Below are 15,009 nucleotides of genomic sequence, written 5' to 3' on the forward strand. Positions count from 1 at the left end.
CTGCTTGGTGACATTTGCCTTCCCCTTCGTTACTTGCCCTCATCTCGCCCTTGTTTAGACTCCGGTCACCCCACAAAAAATAATAAGGGCCACCCATGACTACGCAACGACTGCCTGCCAGCAGTTGGCTGAATGCACCTGCCCATTACGCTTGGCTCGCCGCCGAAGGGCAGCGCTTGCTGGCATTCGCCAAGGCCTCGCGTCTGCCTGAAGGTTTTGGCAACCTCGACGAAAAAGGCCAACTGCCAGCCAATGCCCACGCCGAAACCATGAATACCGCACGCATGACCCACAGCTTCGCCATGGCCCATGCCATGGGCTTGCCGGGCTATGCCGAATTGGTTGAGCACGGTGTTGCGGCCCTCAGTGGCCCTTTGCGTGATAGCAAACACGGCGGTTGGTTTGCCACGCCTCAGGCCTTCGATGGCAATACCGGCAAGGCCGCCTACCTGCATGCTTTCGTCGCCCTGGCAGCCAGTTCTGCCGTGGTGGCGGGCGCGCCTGGTGCGCAAAACCTGCTCAATGATGCGACCCACATCATCGACCAGTTTTTCTGGAGCGAAGAGGAGGGCGTTATGCTCGAATCCTTTGCTCAGGATTGGAGTGGCGTCGAAGCCTATCGCGGCGCCAACAGCAATATGCACGCGACCGAAGCCTTCCTTGCCTTGGCCGATGTGACGGGCGATACCCGCTGGCTGGACCGTGCACTGCGTATAGTCGAGCGCGTGATCCACACCCACGCCGCCGGTAACCAGTTTATGGTCATCGAGCATTTCGACCCGCACTGGCGCCCGTTGCTGAACTACAACGAAGACAACCGCGCCGACGGCTTCCGCCCCTACGGCATCACCCCAGGTCACGGTTTTGAATGGGCGCGGCTGGTGCTGCACCTGGAGGCCGCCCGCCTGCAAGCGGGGCTGGCCACGCCGGATTGGTTGGTGAGCGACGCCAAAGGCTTGTTCGCCAGCGCCTGCGAATACGCCTGGGCCGTGGATGGCGCCCCCGGCATCGTTTACACCCTGGACTGGAATCACCAGCCGGTGGTGCGCGAACGCTTGCATTGGACCCACGCCGAAGCCTGCGCCGCAGCCCAAGCCTTGCTTAAACGCACTGGCGAACTGCATTACGAAACCTGGTATCGGCGCTTCTGGGAGTTCTGCGAAACCCACTTTATCGACCGCATCCACGGCAGTTGGCACCACGAACTCAACCCGCATAACCAGCCCAGCAGCACTATCTGGGGTGGCAAGCCGGACCTGTACCATGCCTGGCAAGCGGTGGTGCTGCCTGCACTGCCCTTGGCACCGAGCATGACCAGCGCATTAAGCGCTGGGCGCTATGTCACCAACTGGTGACATTTGTGCGTCCCTTTGTTACCCGCGCTCGAAAAAACCATGTTTAAACTCCGTGCAGCGCAAGCTCTAGACTTGCATGCATAACAACAAGAAAAGGTATTCAGATGAACGCGATTAATCGCCTCGCCGTAGCTATTTCCGTTGCCTCGTTGTTTCCCCTCAGTGCATTTGCCGCCGACTCCAAAGGTACGGTTGAAGTTGTGCATTGGTGGACCTCGGGTGGCGAAAAAGCGGCTGTAGATGTCCTGAAGGCCCAAGTCGAGAAAGACGGCTTCACCTGGAAAGACGGTGCCGTTGCAGGCGGCGGTGGCGCCACTGCCATGACCGTGCTCAAAAGCCGCGCGGTCGCCGGTAACCCTCCCGGCGTTGCCCAGATCAAAGGCCCCGATATCCAGGAATGGGCGTCCACTGGCCTGCTCGACACTGACGTGCTCAAAGACGTCGCCAAAGAAGAAAAATGGGACTCCCTGCTCGACAAAAAAGTCTCCGACACAGTGAAGTACGACGGTGACTACGTCGCCGTGCCGGTCAACATTCACCGTGTGAACTGGCTGTGGATCAACCCGGAAGTCTTCAAGAAAGCCGGTATCACCAAGAACCCAACCACCCTCGAAGAATTCTACGCAGCCGGCGACAAGCTCAAGGCTGCGGGCTTTATTCCGCTCGCCCACGGTGGCCAGCCTTGGCAGGACAGCACCGTGTTCGAAGCGGTCGTGCTCTCGGTGATGGGTGCCGATGGCTACAAGAAAGCCCTGGTTGACCTGGATAACGCCGCGCTAACCGGGCCGGAAATGGTCAAGTCCCTTACCGAGCTTAAGAAAGTCGCGACCTACATGGACGTCGATGGCAAAGGCCAGGACTGGAACCTCGAAGCCGGCAAAGTCATCAACGGCAAGGCCGGTATGCAGATCATGGGTGACTGGGCCAAGTCCGAATGGACTGCCGCCAAGAAAGTCGCCGGTAAAGACTACGAGTGCGTAGCCTTCCCGGGCACCGACAAAGCCTTCACCTACAACATCGATTCCCTGGCGGTGTTCAAGCAGAAAGACAAAGGCACCGCTGCCGGTCAGCAGGACATCGCCAAAGTCGTGCTGGGTGAAAACTTCCAGAAAGTGTTCAGCATCAACAAGGGTTCGATCCCTGTTCGTACTGACATGCTCAATGAAATGGACAAACTCGGCTTCGACTCCTGCGCCCAGACCGCTGCCAAAGACTTCCTGGCAGACGCCAAGTCTGGCGGCCTGCAGCCAAGCATGGCGCACAACATGGCCACCACACTGGCCGTGCAAGGCGCGTTCTTTGATGTCGTGACCAACTTCATCAACGACCCGAAAGCAGACCCGGCCGACACCGCCAAGAAACTCGGCGCTGCGATCAAGTCAGCCAAGTAAAAGCTGACCTTGTGAGGGGGACCCCTAACCCCTCACAAGGCCTGTTCCTGTAGTCCTTTTTCCCTGTATTGGATTTCCCCATGAGTTCTGTTGCTGTGTTCAGCAAAGCCTCGCCGTTCGATGCACTGCAGCGCTGGCTACCCAAACTGGTGCTGGCGCCCAGCATGTTCATCGTCTTGGTGGGCTTCTACGGCTACATCCTGTGGACGTTTGTGCTGTCGTTCACCACATCCACGTTCCTGCCCAGCTACAAATGGGCGGGTCTGGCGCAGTACGAGCGTTTATTCGACAACGATCGCTGGTGGGTGGCGAGCAAGAACCTGGCGCTGTTTGGCGGCATGTTTATCGGCATCACCTTGGTGATCGGCGTGACGCTGGCGATTTTCCTTGACCAGAAAATCCGCCGCGAAGGCTTCATTCGCACCATTTACCTGTACCCGATGGCGCTCTCGATGATCGTCACCGGTACCGCCTGGAAATGGCTGCTCAACCCGGGCATGGGCCTGGACAAACTCCTGCGTGACTGGGGCTGGGAAGGCTTCCGTCTCGATTGGCTGATCGACCCGGATCGTGTGGTCTATTGCCTGGTAATCGCTGCTGTGTGGCAAGCGTCCGGATTCATCATGGCGATGTTCCTCGCCGGTTTGCGTGGCGTTGATCAATCGATCATCCGCGCCGCGCAGATCGACGGCGCGAGCCTGCCGCGCATCTACTGGAGCGTGGTGCTGCCGAGCCTGCGTCCGGTGTTCTTCAGTGCGGTGATGATCCTGGCGCACATTGCCATCAAGAGCTTCGACCTGGTAGCGGCGATGACCGCTGGAGGTCCGGGCTACTCGTCCGACCTGCCAGCGATGTTCATGTATTCGTTCACCTTCAGCCGTGGCCAGATGGGCATGGGGTCGGCGAGTGCAATCCTGATGCTCGGTGCGATCCTCGCGATCATCGTGCCTTACCTCTACTCCGAGCTGAGGACCAAACGTAATGACTAGTCTCGCCTCTAAACCGTCCATCAGCCTGAGCCGCATCGCGATTTACGCGGTGCTGATCCTCGCCGTGCTGCTGTACTTGGTGCCGCTGGTGGTGATGCTGCTCACCAGCTTCAAGACCCCGGAAGACATCACCAACGGCAACCTGCTGAGCTGGCCCACCGTGGTCACCGGCATCGGCTGGGTCAAGGCCTGGGACACCGTCGATGGTTACTTCTGGAACTCGATCAAGATCACCGTTCCGGCTGTACTCATTTCCACCGCCATCGGCGCATTGAACGGTTATGTGCTGTCGTTCTGGCGCTTCCGTGGCTCGCAGCTGTTCTTCGGTCTGCTGTTGTTCGGCTGCTTCCTGCCGTTCCAGACCGTGCTGCTGCCCGCGTCGTTCACCCTCGGCAAGATGGGCCTGGCCAGCACCACCACAGGCTTGGTGTTCATCCATGTGGTTTACGGCCTGGCGTTCACCACGCTGTTCTTCCGTAACTACTACGTGAGCATTCCGGATGCGCTGATCAAGGCTGCGCGCCTGGACGGTGCAGGATTCTTCACCATCTTCCGTCAGATCATTCTGCCGATGTCGACGCCGATCATCATGGTCTGCCTGATCTGGCAGTTCACTCAGATCTGGAACGACTTCCTGTTCGGCGTGGTGTTCTCCAGTGGCGACTCCCAGCCCATCACGGTGGCGCTGAACAACCTGGTCAACACGAGCACCGGGGCCAAGGAATATAACGTGGATATGGCGGCGGCGATGATCGCCGGGCTGCCGACCCTGTTGGTCTATGTGATCGCAGGCAAGTATTTCGTGCGCGGCCTGACGGCCGGCGCGGTCAAGGGGTAATCATGGCTACGCTTGAACTTCGCAATGTAAACAAGACCTATGGCGCCGGCCTGCCCGACACCTTGAAGAACATCGAACTGTCGATCAAGGAAGGTGAATTCCTGATCCTGGTCGGCCCTTCGGGTTGCGGTAAATCCACGCTGATGAACTGCATCGCCGGTCTTGAGACCATCACCGGCGGCGCGATCATGATCGGTGACCAGGATGTGAGCGGCATGAGCCCCAAGGATCGCGACATCGCCATGGTGTTCCAGTCCTACGCGCTGTACCCGACCATGAGCGTGCGCGAGAACATCGAGTTTGGCCTGAAGATCCGCAAGATGCCGCAGGCCGACATCGACGCCGAAGTGGCGCGCGTGGCCAAGCTGCTGCAAATCGAACACCTGCTTAACCGCAAGCCGGGCCAACTCTCCGGCGGCCAGCAACAGCGCGTGGCCATGGGCCGTGCCCTGGCGCGTCGGCCGAAGATCTACCTGTTCGACGAACCGCTGTCCAACCTCGACGCCAAGCTGCGCGTCGAGATGCGCACCGAAATGAAACTGATGCACCAGCGTCTGAAAACCACCACCGTTTACGTGACCCACGACCAGATCGAAGCCATGACCCTGGGCGACAAAGTGGCGGTGATGAAGGACGGCATCATCCAGCAGTTCGGCACGCCGAAAGAGATCTACAACAACCCGGCCAACCAGTTCGTGGCGAGCTTCATTGGTTCGCCACCGATGAACTTCGTACCTCTGCGCCTGCAACGCAAGGACGGTCGCCTGGTGGCACTGCTCGACAGCGGCCAGGCCCGTTGTGAGCTGGCGCTGAACGTGACGGATGCGGGTCTTGAAGACCGCGACGTGATCCTGGGCCTGCGCCCGGAGCAGATCATGTTGGCGACGGGCGAGGGCGACAGCGCATCGAGCATTCGTGCCGAAGTTCAGGTCACCGAGCCAACCGGACCGGACACCCTGGTGTTCGTGCAACTCAATGACACCAAGGTCTGCTGCCGCCTGGCGCCCGACGTGGCACCCCAGGTGGGCGAGACCCTGACCCTGCAATTCGATCCGGCCAAGGTGTTGCTGTTCGACGCCAAGACGGGGGAGCGTCTGGGCACTGCTGCCTCAGTGCCGACACAGGGACATGCCGATAACGTGGCTCAGTTCAAGGGTCGATGAACGATATAAGTCGTTGTTTTAGTTAAAAAATGTAACCCGCGTTAGATAAAAACAGTTTAATAACAATAAAGACGAGGATGTAGGGATGAAAAAGCAACACAACAACACTCGGCTGATCTGCCAACTGTCAGCAGCAGCAGCCCTGGTATTGTCCGCCAATGCGATGGCGGCCGATGCATTCAGCGCCGATTCCAAGTGGATGACCGGCGATTGGGGCGGCGAGCGTACCAAGCTGATCGAGCAAGGTATCGATATCAAGGCCGACTACGTTGGGGAGATGGGCGCCAACCTGCATGGTGGCTACAACGACGACAAGACTGGTCGTTACTCCGACCAGTTTGGTTTGGGCGTAGCACTGGATCTGCAAAAGCTGTGGGGCTGGGATAACACTCAGGCCAAGATCCAGTTGACCAACCGTAATGGCCAGAACATCTCCAACGACCGCATTGGCGATCCGCGTGCCAGCACGCTGAGCTCGTCGATGGAAGTCTACGGTCGTGGCCACATGGTGCGTCTGACCCAGTTCTGGATTCAACACCAGATGTTCGACAACAAGCTGGACGTGAAGCTCGGTTACTTCGGTGAAGGCGAAGACTTCAACACCTTCCCATGCGACTTCCAGAACCTGTCGTTCTGCGGCTCGCAAGTCGGTAACTACGTGAACACTTGGTACAACTGGCCTGTCAGCCAGGCGGCCATTCGCGTGAAGTACAACATCACGCCTGAGTTGTACGCGCAGATCGGTGCCTACAACCAGAACCCATCGCAGCTTGAGCACGGCAATGGCTTCAAGCTCAGCGGCAGTGGCACCAAGGGCACCGTGATTCCGGTGGAATTGGTCTGGTCGCCGAAAGTTAACAACCTGCCGGGCGAATACCGTGTGGGTTACTACAAGAGCGCGGCTGATGCACCGGACGTGCGTGAAGACGTCAACGGCGGCAATGCGGTCCTCACTGGCGCAGACTTCCGTACCCGCAGCAGCAAGAAAGGCTACTGGTTCGTTGCACAACAGCAGCTCACCACGCACAACGGCGATGCTTCGCGCGGCCTGAACATCGCAGCGAACGCCACCTTCCACGACAAGGAAACCAACCTGGTCGACAACTACCAGTCCTTGATGCTGGTGTACAAAGGTCCATTCGACGCGCGTCCAAAAGATGACGTCGGCATTGGTGCTGCTCGTCTGCACGTCAACAATGATGTGAAGAAGAACGCTGAGCTGCTGAACGCCGATAATGGCGTAAGTGACTATGACAGTGCGCAGTACACGCCGATTCGCGAGACCGAGTACAACTTCGAAATCAACTACGGCTTCCACGTCACCAACTGGCTGACCGTGCGTCCCAACCTGCAATACGTTGTCCAACCGGGCGGCGTGGATAAAGTCGACAACGCGTTGGTGGCTGGCCTGAAAATTCAGTCTACGTTCTAACGTTGTTGCGATAAGCTCCTTCTCTCTGTGCGCATTTGCGGGTAGCCATGGCTATCCGCTTTTTTTTGGGTGGCACTGTGATATTCGGGACCGTGGCACATGCATGAGCATCCGCTGCAACGCTTTTTCAAATCCTTGCGCGAGCGTCCAGTGTTCGCCTGGGAGCGCTTTCAGATGCGCGATGTGTTGGTGATTGACCATCCGCTGTGTCAGGCGGTGTTCAGCCGGCAGGGCGCGCAACTGTTGCATTTCCAACCCCGTGGCCAGAAACCCTGGCTGTGGTGCGCGGCCAAGTGGCCGCAAGTCGGCGCCATCCGTGGTGGCGTGCCGGTGTGCTGGCCGTGGTACGGCCGTCACCCGAGCGAGAACGCGTGGCCATCCCATGGCTGGGCGCGATTGATCGACTGGAAACTGCTCGACAGCAGCACCGACGACGACGGCGTACGCCTGCACTGGCAATTGCAGTTGTGCGACTGGCAGGTCGACCTGCACGCGCACCTGGGTGAAACCCTGGAACTGCGCCTGAGCACCGAGCATCAAGACGAGCTCCCATGCCAGTTGAGCCATGCTTTGCACGCTTACTGGCGTATTGGTCACGTCGACGAGATAGCGCTGTCTGGGCTCGACGGCGCCCAAGGTTATGACCAGCTCAATCGTCAGGCTTGCCAGCAGGAAGGCGAGTTGCGGGTGGACGGTGGGTGCCAGCGGGTGTTCCAGCACGAGGGTGAACTGCAGCTCAAGGATCACGCCTGGCAGCGTGAACTGTGTATCGACACTGGCGACAGTGCGGACACCGTGGTGTGGCATCCAGGCAGCCGGCCGTTGCTGGGGGTCAGTTTTAACGAGGCGTCGGGGTTTGTGTGCGTGGAGTCGGCGATGGCTGGCGCAAGTCTGGCGCCGGGGGAGCGGGCGCATCTCAGCTTGCAGGCGCGGGCTGGGGTTTAGCGGTGTGGCTGATGGCCCTATCGGGGGAAAGCCCCCTCCCACAGTTTGATTTGTGAATACATTTCAAATGTGGGAGGGGGCTTGCCCCCGATGAGGCCAGTGAAGCCAACACACAGACTGGCTTAGTTGAACTCATCCCCAACCGGATACCGGCTGTCATTCAAACTCTCTTTGATCTTGCGCAGATGCGGCTGGAAATCCACGCCGCGGCGCAACGTCATACCGGTGGCCAGCACATCCAGCACCGTCAGCTGAATGATCCGCGAGGTCATCGGCATATAGATGTCGGTGTCTTCCGGCAGCGGAATGTTCAGGCTCACGGTACTGGCCTTTGCCAGCGGTGAATTCTCGGCAGTCACGCCCAGCACCGATGCGCCGTTTTCCCGTGCGATACGCGCTACTTCCACCAACTCGCGGGTACGCCCGGTGTAGGAAATAATCACGAACAGCTCGCCGGTGTGCGCCACTGAGGCGATCATTCGTTGCATTAGCACGTCGGCGTGGGCGGTCACCGACAGGTTGAAGCGGAAGAACTTGTGCAGCGCATCCATGGCCACCGGCGCAGACGCGCCCAGGCCGAAGAAGTGGATCTGCCGCGCCTGGATCAACAAGTCCACGGCCTTGCTGATCAGGTTCGGGTCCAAGGCCTGGCAGGCGCTGTCCAGGGACGCAATGGCGCTGCCAAAGATCTTCTGGGTGTAGGCCTCGGGGTTATCATCGGCCTCCACGGCACGGCTGACATAAGCTGCGCCACTGGCCAGGCTTTGCGCCAACTGCAATTTGAGTTCAGGGTAACCGCTGACGCCGAACGAACGGCAGAAACGGTTGACCGTCGGTTCACTGACCGAAGCGGCCTGGGCAAGGGCGGCAATAGAGAAGCGGGTCGCCTGCTGCGGATTGAGCAGGATGACCTCGGCGACTTTTTTCTCAGCCTTGTTCAATTCTTCGAGGCGGTTCCGGATCTGTTCCAGAAGATTTCGCACGCGGTCCATTCAGTCTTTCCTTCGGGCGACGATGCAAATAAAGGGCGGCAGCCAATCGACGAGTGGCTTTTCGCGGTGGCCTATCCTACTGAGGGTAGCTGAACACCACCACTCGGAATGCGTATTTCGGGAAAATGTTGTGGTTATTACTACATTTTTCCTTGAGTGATGCCTTGAAAAAAGGTATTTGTAGCTTAACTTGATAAAAGAACAAACATCATGCCTTCGATAACCGTAGAACCCTGCACCTTTGCCCTGTTTGGCGCCTTGGGTGATCTGGCGCTGCGCAAGTTATTTCCTGCCCTCTATCAACTTGATGGCGCTGGGCTGCTGCACGACGACACGCGCATCCTAGCCCTGGCCCGTGAAGCCGGTTCCGAGCAGCAGCACCTGGCTCATATCGAAAAAGAACTGCGTAAATATGTCGGCAACGAACTGGACGAAAGCATCGCCCAGCGTTTCCTGGCGCGCCTGACTTACGTCCACGTCGACTTCATGAAGGCCGACGACTACGTGGCCCTGGCTGAACTGGCGGGTACCGAGCAACGCCTGATCGCTTATTTCGCCACCCCGGCCGCAGTGTACGGCGCGATCTGCGAGAACCTATCCAAGGTCGGCCTGGCGGAAAACACCCGCGTGGTGTTGGAAAAACCCATCGGTTCGGACCTGGAGTCCTCGCGCAAGGTCAACGATGCCGTGGCGCAGTTTTTCCCGGAAAACCGCACCTACCGTATCGACCACTACCTGGGCAAAGAGACCGTCCAGAACCTGATCGCCCTGCGTTTCGCCAACAGCCTGTTCGAAACCCAGTGGAACCAGAACTACATCTCCCACGTGGAAATCACCGTGGCCGAGCAAGTCGGTATCGAAGGCCGTTGGGGCTACTTCGATAAGGCAGGCCAGTTGCGGGACATGATTCAGAACCACCTGCTGCAACTGCTTTGCCTGATCGCCATGGACCCGCCGGCCGATTTGTCCGCCGATAGCATCCGTGACGAGAAGGTCAAGGTGCTCAAGGCCCTGGCGCCGATCAGCCCGGATGGCCTGACCACTCAGGTTGTACGTGGCCAGTACATCGCCGGTTACAGCGCCGGTAAAGCGGTGCCGGGTTACCTGGAAGAGGAGAATTCCAACACCCAGAGCGACACCGAAACGTTCGTCGCACTGCGGGCCGATATTCGTAACTGGCGTTGGGCCGGGGTGCCGTTCTATCTGCGCACCGGCAAGCGCATGCCGCAGAAGCTGTCGCAGATCGTCATCCATTTCAAGGAACCGTCTCACTACATCTTCGCCCCCGAGCAGCGCTTGCAGATCAGCAACAAACTGATCATCCGCTTGCAGCCGGACGAAGGGATTTCCCTGCGTGTGATGACCAAGGAGCAGGGCCTGGACAAGGGCATGCAACTGCGTAGCGGGCCTCTGCAACTGAATTTTTCCGACACCTATCGCAGCGCACGCATCCCCGATGCCTACGAGCGTTTGCTGTTGGAAGTGATGCGCGGCAATCAGAACCTGTTTGTCCGTAAAGATGAAATCGAAGCCGCGTGGAAGTGGTGTGACCAGTTGATCGCCGGGTGGAAAAAATCCGGTGATGCGCCCAAGCCGTATGCGGCGGGGTCCTGGGGGCCGATGAGCTCCATTGCACTGATCACGCGGGATGGGAGGTCTTGGTATGGCGATATCTGAATTGAAACTGCCTCGTGGCGTAACTGCCCATGAGTACCGCACGCCAGTGCAACTGGCGGACGGCCTGGCCAATGACGTGGCAGAGCAACTGCGCACGGCCATCAGTGCCCGTGGCGAAGCGACCCTGGTTGTGTCCGGTGGCCGCAGCCCTGTGGCGTTTTTCCAGAACTTGGCTAAGCAAGGCCTGGACTGGTCCAAGGTCACGATTACCCTGGCCGACGAGCGCTGGGTGCCGGTGGAACACGCCGACAGCAATGCTGGCTTGTTGAAACAGCATCTGTTGCAAGGCCCGGCCGCCAAGGCCAAGTTTTTGAGTCTGTACAGCGCCGCCGCCAATCTAGAAGACGCTGCCGAGCAGGCCGATCGCCTGCTGGCCGAGTTGCCAGCCATTGATGTGCTGGTACTGGGCATGGGCGATGACGGTCACACCGCATCGCTGTTTCCCAACAGTCCGAACCTCGCCGAAGCGTTGCAGGCCGACGGTACCCGCCGTTGCTGGCCGATGCTGGCGCCGACCGTGCCGCACCAGCGCCTGACCATGAGTCGCGCGTTGCTGGCCACGGCCAACTACACCGTGCTGTCGATTTCCGGCAGTTCGAAATTGACCACCTTGAGCGCCGCCCTGGCCAGTGACGACGTTGCTGCCATGCCGATTCGCGCGTTTTTGCAACCTACTTTAGAGATTTACTGGTGCCCATGAGCCAAGGATCAGCCGCTATGAAAAGCCCCCAACCGACCGTGTCCATGGCGGATAAAGTTGCCTTGATCGACAGCCTCTGCGCCAAGGCGCGGATCCTGCCGGTGATTACCATCGCCCGCGAACAGGACATCCTGCCGCTGGCCGATGCCCTGGCAGCCGGTGGTTTGACCGCCTTGGAAGTGACCCTGCGTTCCGAGTTCGGCCTCAAGGCCATTCAGGTACTGCGCGAGCAGCGTCCGGAACTGTGCACTGGTGCCGGCACCGTGCTCGACCGTCACATGCTCGAAGCGGCCGAAGTGGCTGGATCGCAATTTATCGTCACCCCCGGGATTACCCGCGACCTGCTGGAAGCCTCGGTGCACAGCCCGATTCCTTTGCTGCCAGGCATCAGCAACGCCTCCGGCATCATGGAAGGCTATGGCCTGGGCTACCGCCGCTTCAAGCTGTTCCCGGCCGAAGTCAGCGGCGGCGTGGCGGCGATCAAGGCTCTGGGTGGCCCGTTCGGCGAAGTGAAATTCTGCCCGACCGGCGGCGTTGGCCCGGCCAACATCAAGAGCTACATGGCGTTGAAAAACGTGATGTGCGTAGGCGGTAGCTGGATGCTTGACCCTGAGTGGATCAAGAACGGCGACTGGGCCCGTATCCAGGAAGTCACCGCCGAGGCGCTGGCGCTGCTGGATTGATCTGATTTACCGAATCGTTGTTGCTGTGCTTAACGGCATTTTTGCGGTGCACTTGGTCGGTGTACCGCTTTTTTTTGCCTGTAGAAAAGCGCTTATTCGGCGCTCAACTCGGTAATAGCGTTGATCAGCGCATGAATGTCCTGCGCGGAGGTCACCAACCCTGGCGTCACTCGAATACACGTGCCAAACGCTGCTCCGGTTCGCGTGGTGGCAAACAGGTCGTACTCTTTGAGTAGCCGATCGACCATGCCTTGCTGATCGCGGCCGACGAATTTGAACGCGGTAATCCCGCAATACAGCCGTGGATCATCCGAGGTCAGGACCTCAATGCCTTTCAGTGGTCGCACCTGACTTACCCATAAATCGCGCAGGTAATTCACCCGAGCACCTTTGGCTGCTGCGCCACCCAATGCCCGATGTTCTTCAAATACCAATGGCAGTGTCATCAGCGCCGGAAAGTTCGGCGTGCTGTAAGACGTGCGTGCGCGAACATCCGTGATGGGGTAGTGGAATTCGCCCATGTCCGGATCGATGTCTGCCAGGCGTTCCGGAGCGATATACAGAAAACCCAGGGTCAGCGGTGCACCGATCCATTTATGCAGGTTGAAGCCGGCGAACTGGATGCCCAGCTCGGCGAGGTTGAAGTCGATCTGGCCCAGGGCATGGGCGCCATCGAGGATCACGTCGACGTCATGTTCACGCGCCGCCTTGGCGATGGCTGCGACGGGCATCACCAGGCCGGTGCGGTGGGTGACGTGAGTCAGCGCCATCAGCTTTAAACGCGGGTACTCAGCGAAGGTACTGCGATAGGTCTGCAACAGACTGTCGAAACTGGCCGGGTGCGTGTGGGAAAGCTCGATCACCTCTACACCGCGAACCCCGGCCAGCCAACGCATGGCGCCCTTGACGGTGTCGTACTCCAAATCACTGATCAACACCTGGTCGCCCGGTTGCAGACGGTTGTAGTTGCGGATCAGCGACTGCAACGCTTCGGTGGCATTGCGGGTAAAGGCCACCGACTCAGGATCTACATCGATGAGTTCGGCCAATTGGCGGCGGATCTCGACGTTTTCGCCCTGTTCAAAGCGCTGGCGCACGTGCAGCGAATTGCTGCGGTTGATAAACGCCACATGGTCCAGATACTGCGCCTGTACTGCGCGGCTCATGCGCCCGAAGTAGCCGTTTTCAAGATTGATCGGACCCGGTTCCAGGTCATACCGCTGAGCGATGGCGTGCCAGTGACGTTCGTTGTTTGCATTCCCTTGCATGGCGCAGTTCCTGATTAATAGCGCGGGGCGGGCTTGCCGTGTTTAGTGCGCAAGGGTTCGAGCAGTTCCGACAAACCGTTGTGGTCGATTTCCTGCATCAAGGCCAGCAAACCGCCCAGCTCGCCGTGGGGAAAGCCTTCGCGGGCAAACCAGTTCAGGTAAGGACCCGGCAGGTCGGCGATGATCCGGCCCTTGTATTTGCCGAAGGGCATTTCGCGGGTGATCAGCAGTTCGAGTTTTTCGGGGTTCATGGGGGGATTCAATGGCGTGAGTCGAGACGTTCGAAAATACAGGCATTCTGCATGAAGGCCAAATGACAGATCATGCAAATAACGTACATACAGATCGTTCAAATATTTTTAAGTTGTTGAAATTAAACATAAAAGTTGTTTTTCAAAACCTGGCACGAGCGCTGCAATCATTAAGACAACCCTTCGTAACCTGCCTAAGGAATTGAAAAATGACTGACATCAATAAAGAATCGATCTCCGTACTCAATGACCTGATCGAGACCAGCATCGACGGCCAGAAAGGTTTCAAAGAATGCGCCGAAGACATCAAACACCCAGAACTCAAGGCGCTGTTTGCCAAGCGTTCCGCTGACTGTGCAACCGCCGCCGCCGAGCTGAAAACCGCCGTGCGTGCCCTGGGTGGTGATCCGGAAGATTCGGGTAGTGTGGCCGGTGCCCTGCACCGTGGCTGGGTCGACGTGAAGTCGATGGTTACCGGTAAAGATGAAGAGGCTGTTCTGAACGAAGCCGAGCGCGGCGAAGACCACGCACTCAAGGCTTATAAAGAAGCGATCGAGAAGATCAACAAGCACAACCTGCTGGGCATTCGTGACTTGGTTGAGCGTCAGTACCACGGCGTACAGCGCAACCACGACCAGGTGAAAGCCCTGCGTAACCAGGCTCGCGCTCAGTCGTAAGCCCTGCTGTGTAACAACTGTGGGAGGGGGCTTGCCCCCGATAGCGGTGGATCAGTCGATATTTCAATGACTGACACACCGCAATCGGGAGCAAGCCCCCTCCCACATTTGTATGGCGTTGGCCTTGAAACCAGACTCAGCCGATGCTGATCGGCGGCAGCTCGGTCAAGGTCACGACCTGCTGTTTGCGTGGCGCGAGGATTTCCGCCTCGCCATCCACTACCAACTCGTCACGCTGATTGAACACGCGAGTGGCGATACGTACGCGAAACTTCGGCAGCTTCTCGAGGATTTCCAGACGCACGGTCAGGGTATCGCCGATTTTTACCGGCTTCTGGAAGGTCATCTGCTGGCCGATATAGATAGTGCCCGGCCCAGGCAGCTCGCAGGCAACGGCCGCGCTGATCAAGGCGCCGCTGAACATACCGTGGGCGATACGCTCCTTGAACATGGTCGCCTTGGCGTATTCGGCGTCCAGGTGCACCGGGTTGTGGTCGCCGGACATGGCGGCGAACAACTGGATGTCGCGCTCTTCGACCGTCTTGCTATAGCTGGCGGTCTGGCCAACTTCGAGGGCTTCGTACGGGGTGTTGGTTACCTGAGTCATCTAAAGGTGCATCCTGTGGCTAAACGGTAATTATCGGCCGA

At 58.7% G+C, this 15,009-nt stretch carries 15 protein-coding genes; 11 read left to right on the plus strand and 4 right to left on the minus strand.

Annotated elements, in window-relative coordinates; all coding sequences use genetic code 11:
* Positions 1-95: 95 nt before the first annotated feature.
* From AOA61_RS23090 to AOA61_RS23120, 7 genes are all read left to right on the plus strand, one after another.
* Positions 96-1,355, plus strand: coding sequence for an AGE family epimerase/isomerase (locus tag AOA61_RS23090; protein ID WP_032890999.1), 1,260 nt, complete (start codon positions 96-98; stop codon positions 1,353-1,355).
* A gap of 104 nt (positions 1,356-1,459) precedes the next feature.
* On the plus strand, positions 1,460-2,746 hold the full coding sequence (locus AOA61_RS23095; RefSeq protein ID WP_032891000.1) for an ABC transporter substrate-binding protein: 1,287 nt from the start codon (positions 1,460-1,462) through the stop codon (positions 2,744-2,746).
* 80 nt (positions 2,747-2,826) lie between these two features.
* Complete coding sequence (locus AOA61_RS23100) at positions 2,827-3,735, plus strand: carbohydrate ABC transporter permease (RefSeq protein ID WP_003175732.1); 909 nt, start codon at positions 2,827-2,829, stop codon at positions 3,733-3,735.
* Complete coding sequence (locus AOA61_RS23105) at positions 3,728-4,573, plus strand: carbohydrate ABC transporter permease (RefSeq protein WP_032891002.1); 846 nt, start codon at positions 3,728-3,730, stop codon at positions 4,571-4,573. The genes AOA61_RS23100 and AOA61_RS23105 overlap by 8 nt, the downstream gene beginning before the upstream one ends.
* A 2-nt stretch (positions 4,574-4,575) precedes the next feature.
* The gene (locus tag AOA61_RS23110) at positions 4,576-5,736 is read left to right on the plus strand and encodes an ABC transporter ATP-binding protein (protein ID WP_032891003.1); all 1,161 of its coding nucleotides are present in this window, start codon (positions 4,576-4,578) and stop codon (positions 5,734-5,736) included.
* Between the two features lie 85 nt (positions 5,737-5,821).
* The gene (locus AOA61_RS23115) at positions 5,822-7,168 is read left to right on the plus strand and encodes a carbohydrate porin (RefSeq protein WP_099602787.1); all 1,347 of its coding nucleotides are present in this window, start codon (positions 5,822-5,824) and stop codon (positions 7,166-7,168) included.
* Between the two features lie 99 nt (positions 7,169-7,267).
* Entirely contained in the window at positions 7,268-8,113 is an 846-nt protein-coding gene (locus AOA61_RS23120; RefSeq protein WP_032891005.1) for a D-hexose-6-phosphate mutarotase, read from the plus strand.
* A gap of 122 nt (positions 8,114-8,235) precedes the next feature.
* Here the strand turns inward: AOA61_RS23120 and AOA61_RS23125 are convergent, their stop codons facing one another.
* Positions 8,236-9,096: a MurR/RpiR family transcriptional regulator gene (locus tag AOA61_RS23125; RefSeq protein ID WP_169851198.1), complete on the minus strand. Its 861-nt coding sequence runs from the start codon at positions 9,094-9,096 to the stop codon at positions 8,236-8,238.
* A gap of 219 nt (positions 9,097-9,315) precedes the next feature.
* On the opposite strand from AOA61_RS23125, the gene zwf reads away from it, so the two are divergent.
* The 3 genes from zwf to AOA61_RS23140 are packed head-to-tail and all read left to right on the plus strand — an operon-like array spanning position 9,316 to position 12,165.
* The gene (gene zwf, locus AOA61_RS23130) at positions 9,316-10,782 is read left to right on the plus strand and encodes a glucose-6-phosphate dehydrogenase (RefSeq protein WP_032891006.1); all 1,467 of its coding nucleotides are present in this window, start codon (positions 9,316-9,318) and stop codon (positions 10,780-10,782) included.
* Positions 10,769-11,482 (plus strand): 6-phosphogluconolactonase, encoded by a 714-nt coding sequence (pgl, locus tag AOA61_RS23135; protein ID WP_032891007.1) that lies wholly within the window; start codon positions 10,769-10,771, stop codon positions 11,480-11,482. The genes zwf and pgl overlap by 14 nt, the downstream gene beginning before the upstream one ends.
* A gap of 17 nt (positions 11,483-11,499) precedes the next feature.
* Entirely contained in the window at positions 11,500-12,165 is a 666-nt protein-coding gene (locus AOA61_RS23140; RefSeq protein ID WP_017735662.1) for a bifunctional 4-hydroxy-2-oxoglutarate aldolase/2-dehydro-3-deoxy-phosphogluconate aldolase, read from the plus strand.
* 92 nt (positions 12,166-12,257) lie between these two features.
* On the opposite strand, the gene AOA61_RS23145 is transcribed toward AOA61_RS23140, so the two are convergent.
* Entirely contained in the window at positions 12,258-13,433 is a 1,176-nt protein-coding gene (locus AOA61_RS23145) for an aminotransferase class V-fold PLP-dependent enzyme (protein ID WP_095185732.1), read from the minus strand.
* A gap of 14 nt (positions 13,434-13,447) precedes the next feature.
* Positions 13,448-13,684 carry a DUF3820 family protein gene (locus AOA61_RS23150; RefSeq protein ID WP_099602788.1) on the minus strand — a complete coding sequence of 79 codons (237 nt, stop codon included), beginning with the start codon at positions 13,682-13,684 and terminating at the stop codon, positions 13,448-13,450.
* 209 nt (positions 13,685-13,893) lie between these two features.
* On the opposite strand from AOA61_RS23150, the gene AOA61_RS23155 reads away from it, so the two are divergent.
* The gene (locus tag AOA61_RS23155) at positions 13,894-14,361 is read left to right on the plus strand and encodes a PA2169 family four-helix-bundle protein (RefSeq protein ID WP_032891010.1); all 468 of its coding nucleotides are present in this window, start codon (positions 13,894-13,896) and stop codon (positions 14,359-14,361) included.
* 136 nt (positions 14,362-14,497) lie between these two features.
* Here AOA61_RS23155 and AOA61_RS23160 read toward each other — a convergent pair whose 3' ends face one another.
* On the minus strand, positions 14,498-14,968 hold the full coding sequence (locus AOA61_RS23160; protein WP_024077080.1) for a MaoC family dehydratase: 471 nt from the start codon (positions 14,966-14,968) through the stop codon (positions 14,498-14,500).
* Positions 14,969-15,009 lie beyond the last annotated feature (41 nt).

The organism is Pseudomonas sp. 2995-1 (genome assembly GCF_002742505.1).
Taxonomy (GTDB): domain Bacteria; phylum Pseudomonadota; class Gammaproteobacteria; order Pseudomonadales; family Pseudomonadaceae; genus Aquipseudomonas; species Aquipseudomonas sivasensis.

What these genes read in the sequence shown, in the direction of transcription:
- zwf (WP_032891006.1), top strand. Translation starts at nt 9,316, where the DNA reads ATGCCTTCGATAACCGTAGAACCCTGCACCTTTGCCCTGTTTGGCGCC.
- AOA61_RS23100 (WP_003175732.1), top strand. Translation starts at nt 2,827, where the DNA reads ATGAGTTCTGTTGCTGTGTTCAGCAAAGCCTCGCCGTTCGATGCACTG.
- AOA61_RS23140 (WP_017735662.1), top strand. Translation starts at nt 11,500, where the DNA reads ATGAAAAGCCCCCAACCGACCGTGTCCATGGCGGATAAAGTTGCCTTG.
- AOA61_RS23150 (WP_099602788.1), bottom strand. Translation starts at nt 13,684, where the DNA reads ATGAACCCCGAAAAACTCGAACTGCTGATCACCCGCGAAATGCCCTTC.
- AOA61_RS23115 (WP_099602787.1), top strand. Translation starts at nt 5,822, where the DNA reads ATGAAAAAGCAACACAACAACACTCGGCTGATCTGCCAACTGTCAGCA.
- pgl (WP_032891007.1), top strand. Translation starts at nt 10,769, where the DNA reads ATGGCGATATCTGAATTGAAACTGCCTCGTGGCGTAACTGCCCATGAG.
- AOA61_RS23155 (WP_032891010.1), top strand. Translation starts at nt 13,894, where the DNA reads ATGACTGACATCAATAAAGAATCGATCTCCGTACTCAATGACCTGATC.
- AOA61_RS23090 (WP_032890999.1), top strand. Translation starts at nt 96, where the DNA reads ATGACTACGCAACGACTGCCTGCCAGCAGTTGGCTGAATGCACCTGCC.
- AOA61_RS23145 (WP_095185732.1), bottom strand. Translation starts at nt 13,433, where the DNA reads ATGCAAGGGAATGCAAACAACGAACGTCACTGGCACGCCATCGCTCAG.
- AOA61_RS23105 (WP_032891002.1), top strand. Translation starts at nt 3,728, where the DNA reads ATGACTAGTCTCGCCTCTAAACCGTCCATCAGCCTGAGCCGCATCGCG.
- AOA61_RS23120 (WP_032891005.1), top strand. Translation starts at nt 7,268, where the DNA reads ATGCATGAGCATCCGCTGCAACGCTTTTTCAAATCCTTGCGCGAGCGT.
- AOA61_RS23110 (WP_032891003.1), top strand. Translation starts at nt 4,576, where the DNA reads ATGGCTACGCTTGAACTTCGCAATGTAAACAAGACCTATGGCGCCGGC.
- AOA61_RS23095 (WP_032891000.1), top strand. Translation starts at nt 1,460, where the DNA reads ATGAACGCGATTAATCGCCTCGCCGTAGCTATTTCCGTTGCCTCGTTG.
- AOA61_RS23160 (WP_024077080.1), bottom strand. Translation starts at nt 14,968, where the DNA reads ATGACTCAGGTAACCAACACCCCGTACGAAGCCCTCGAAGTTGGCCAG.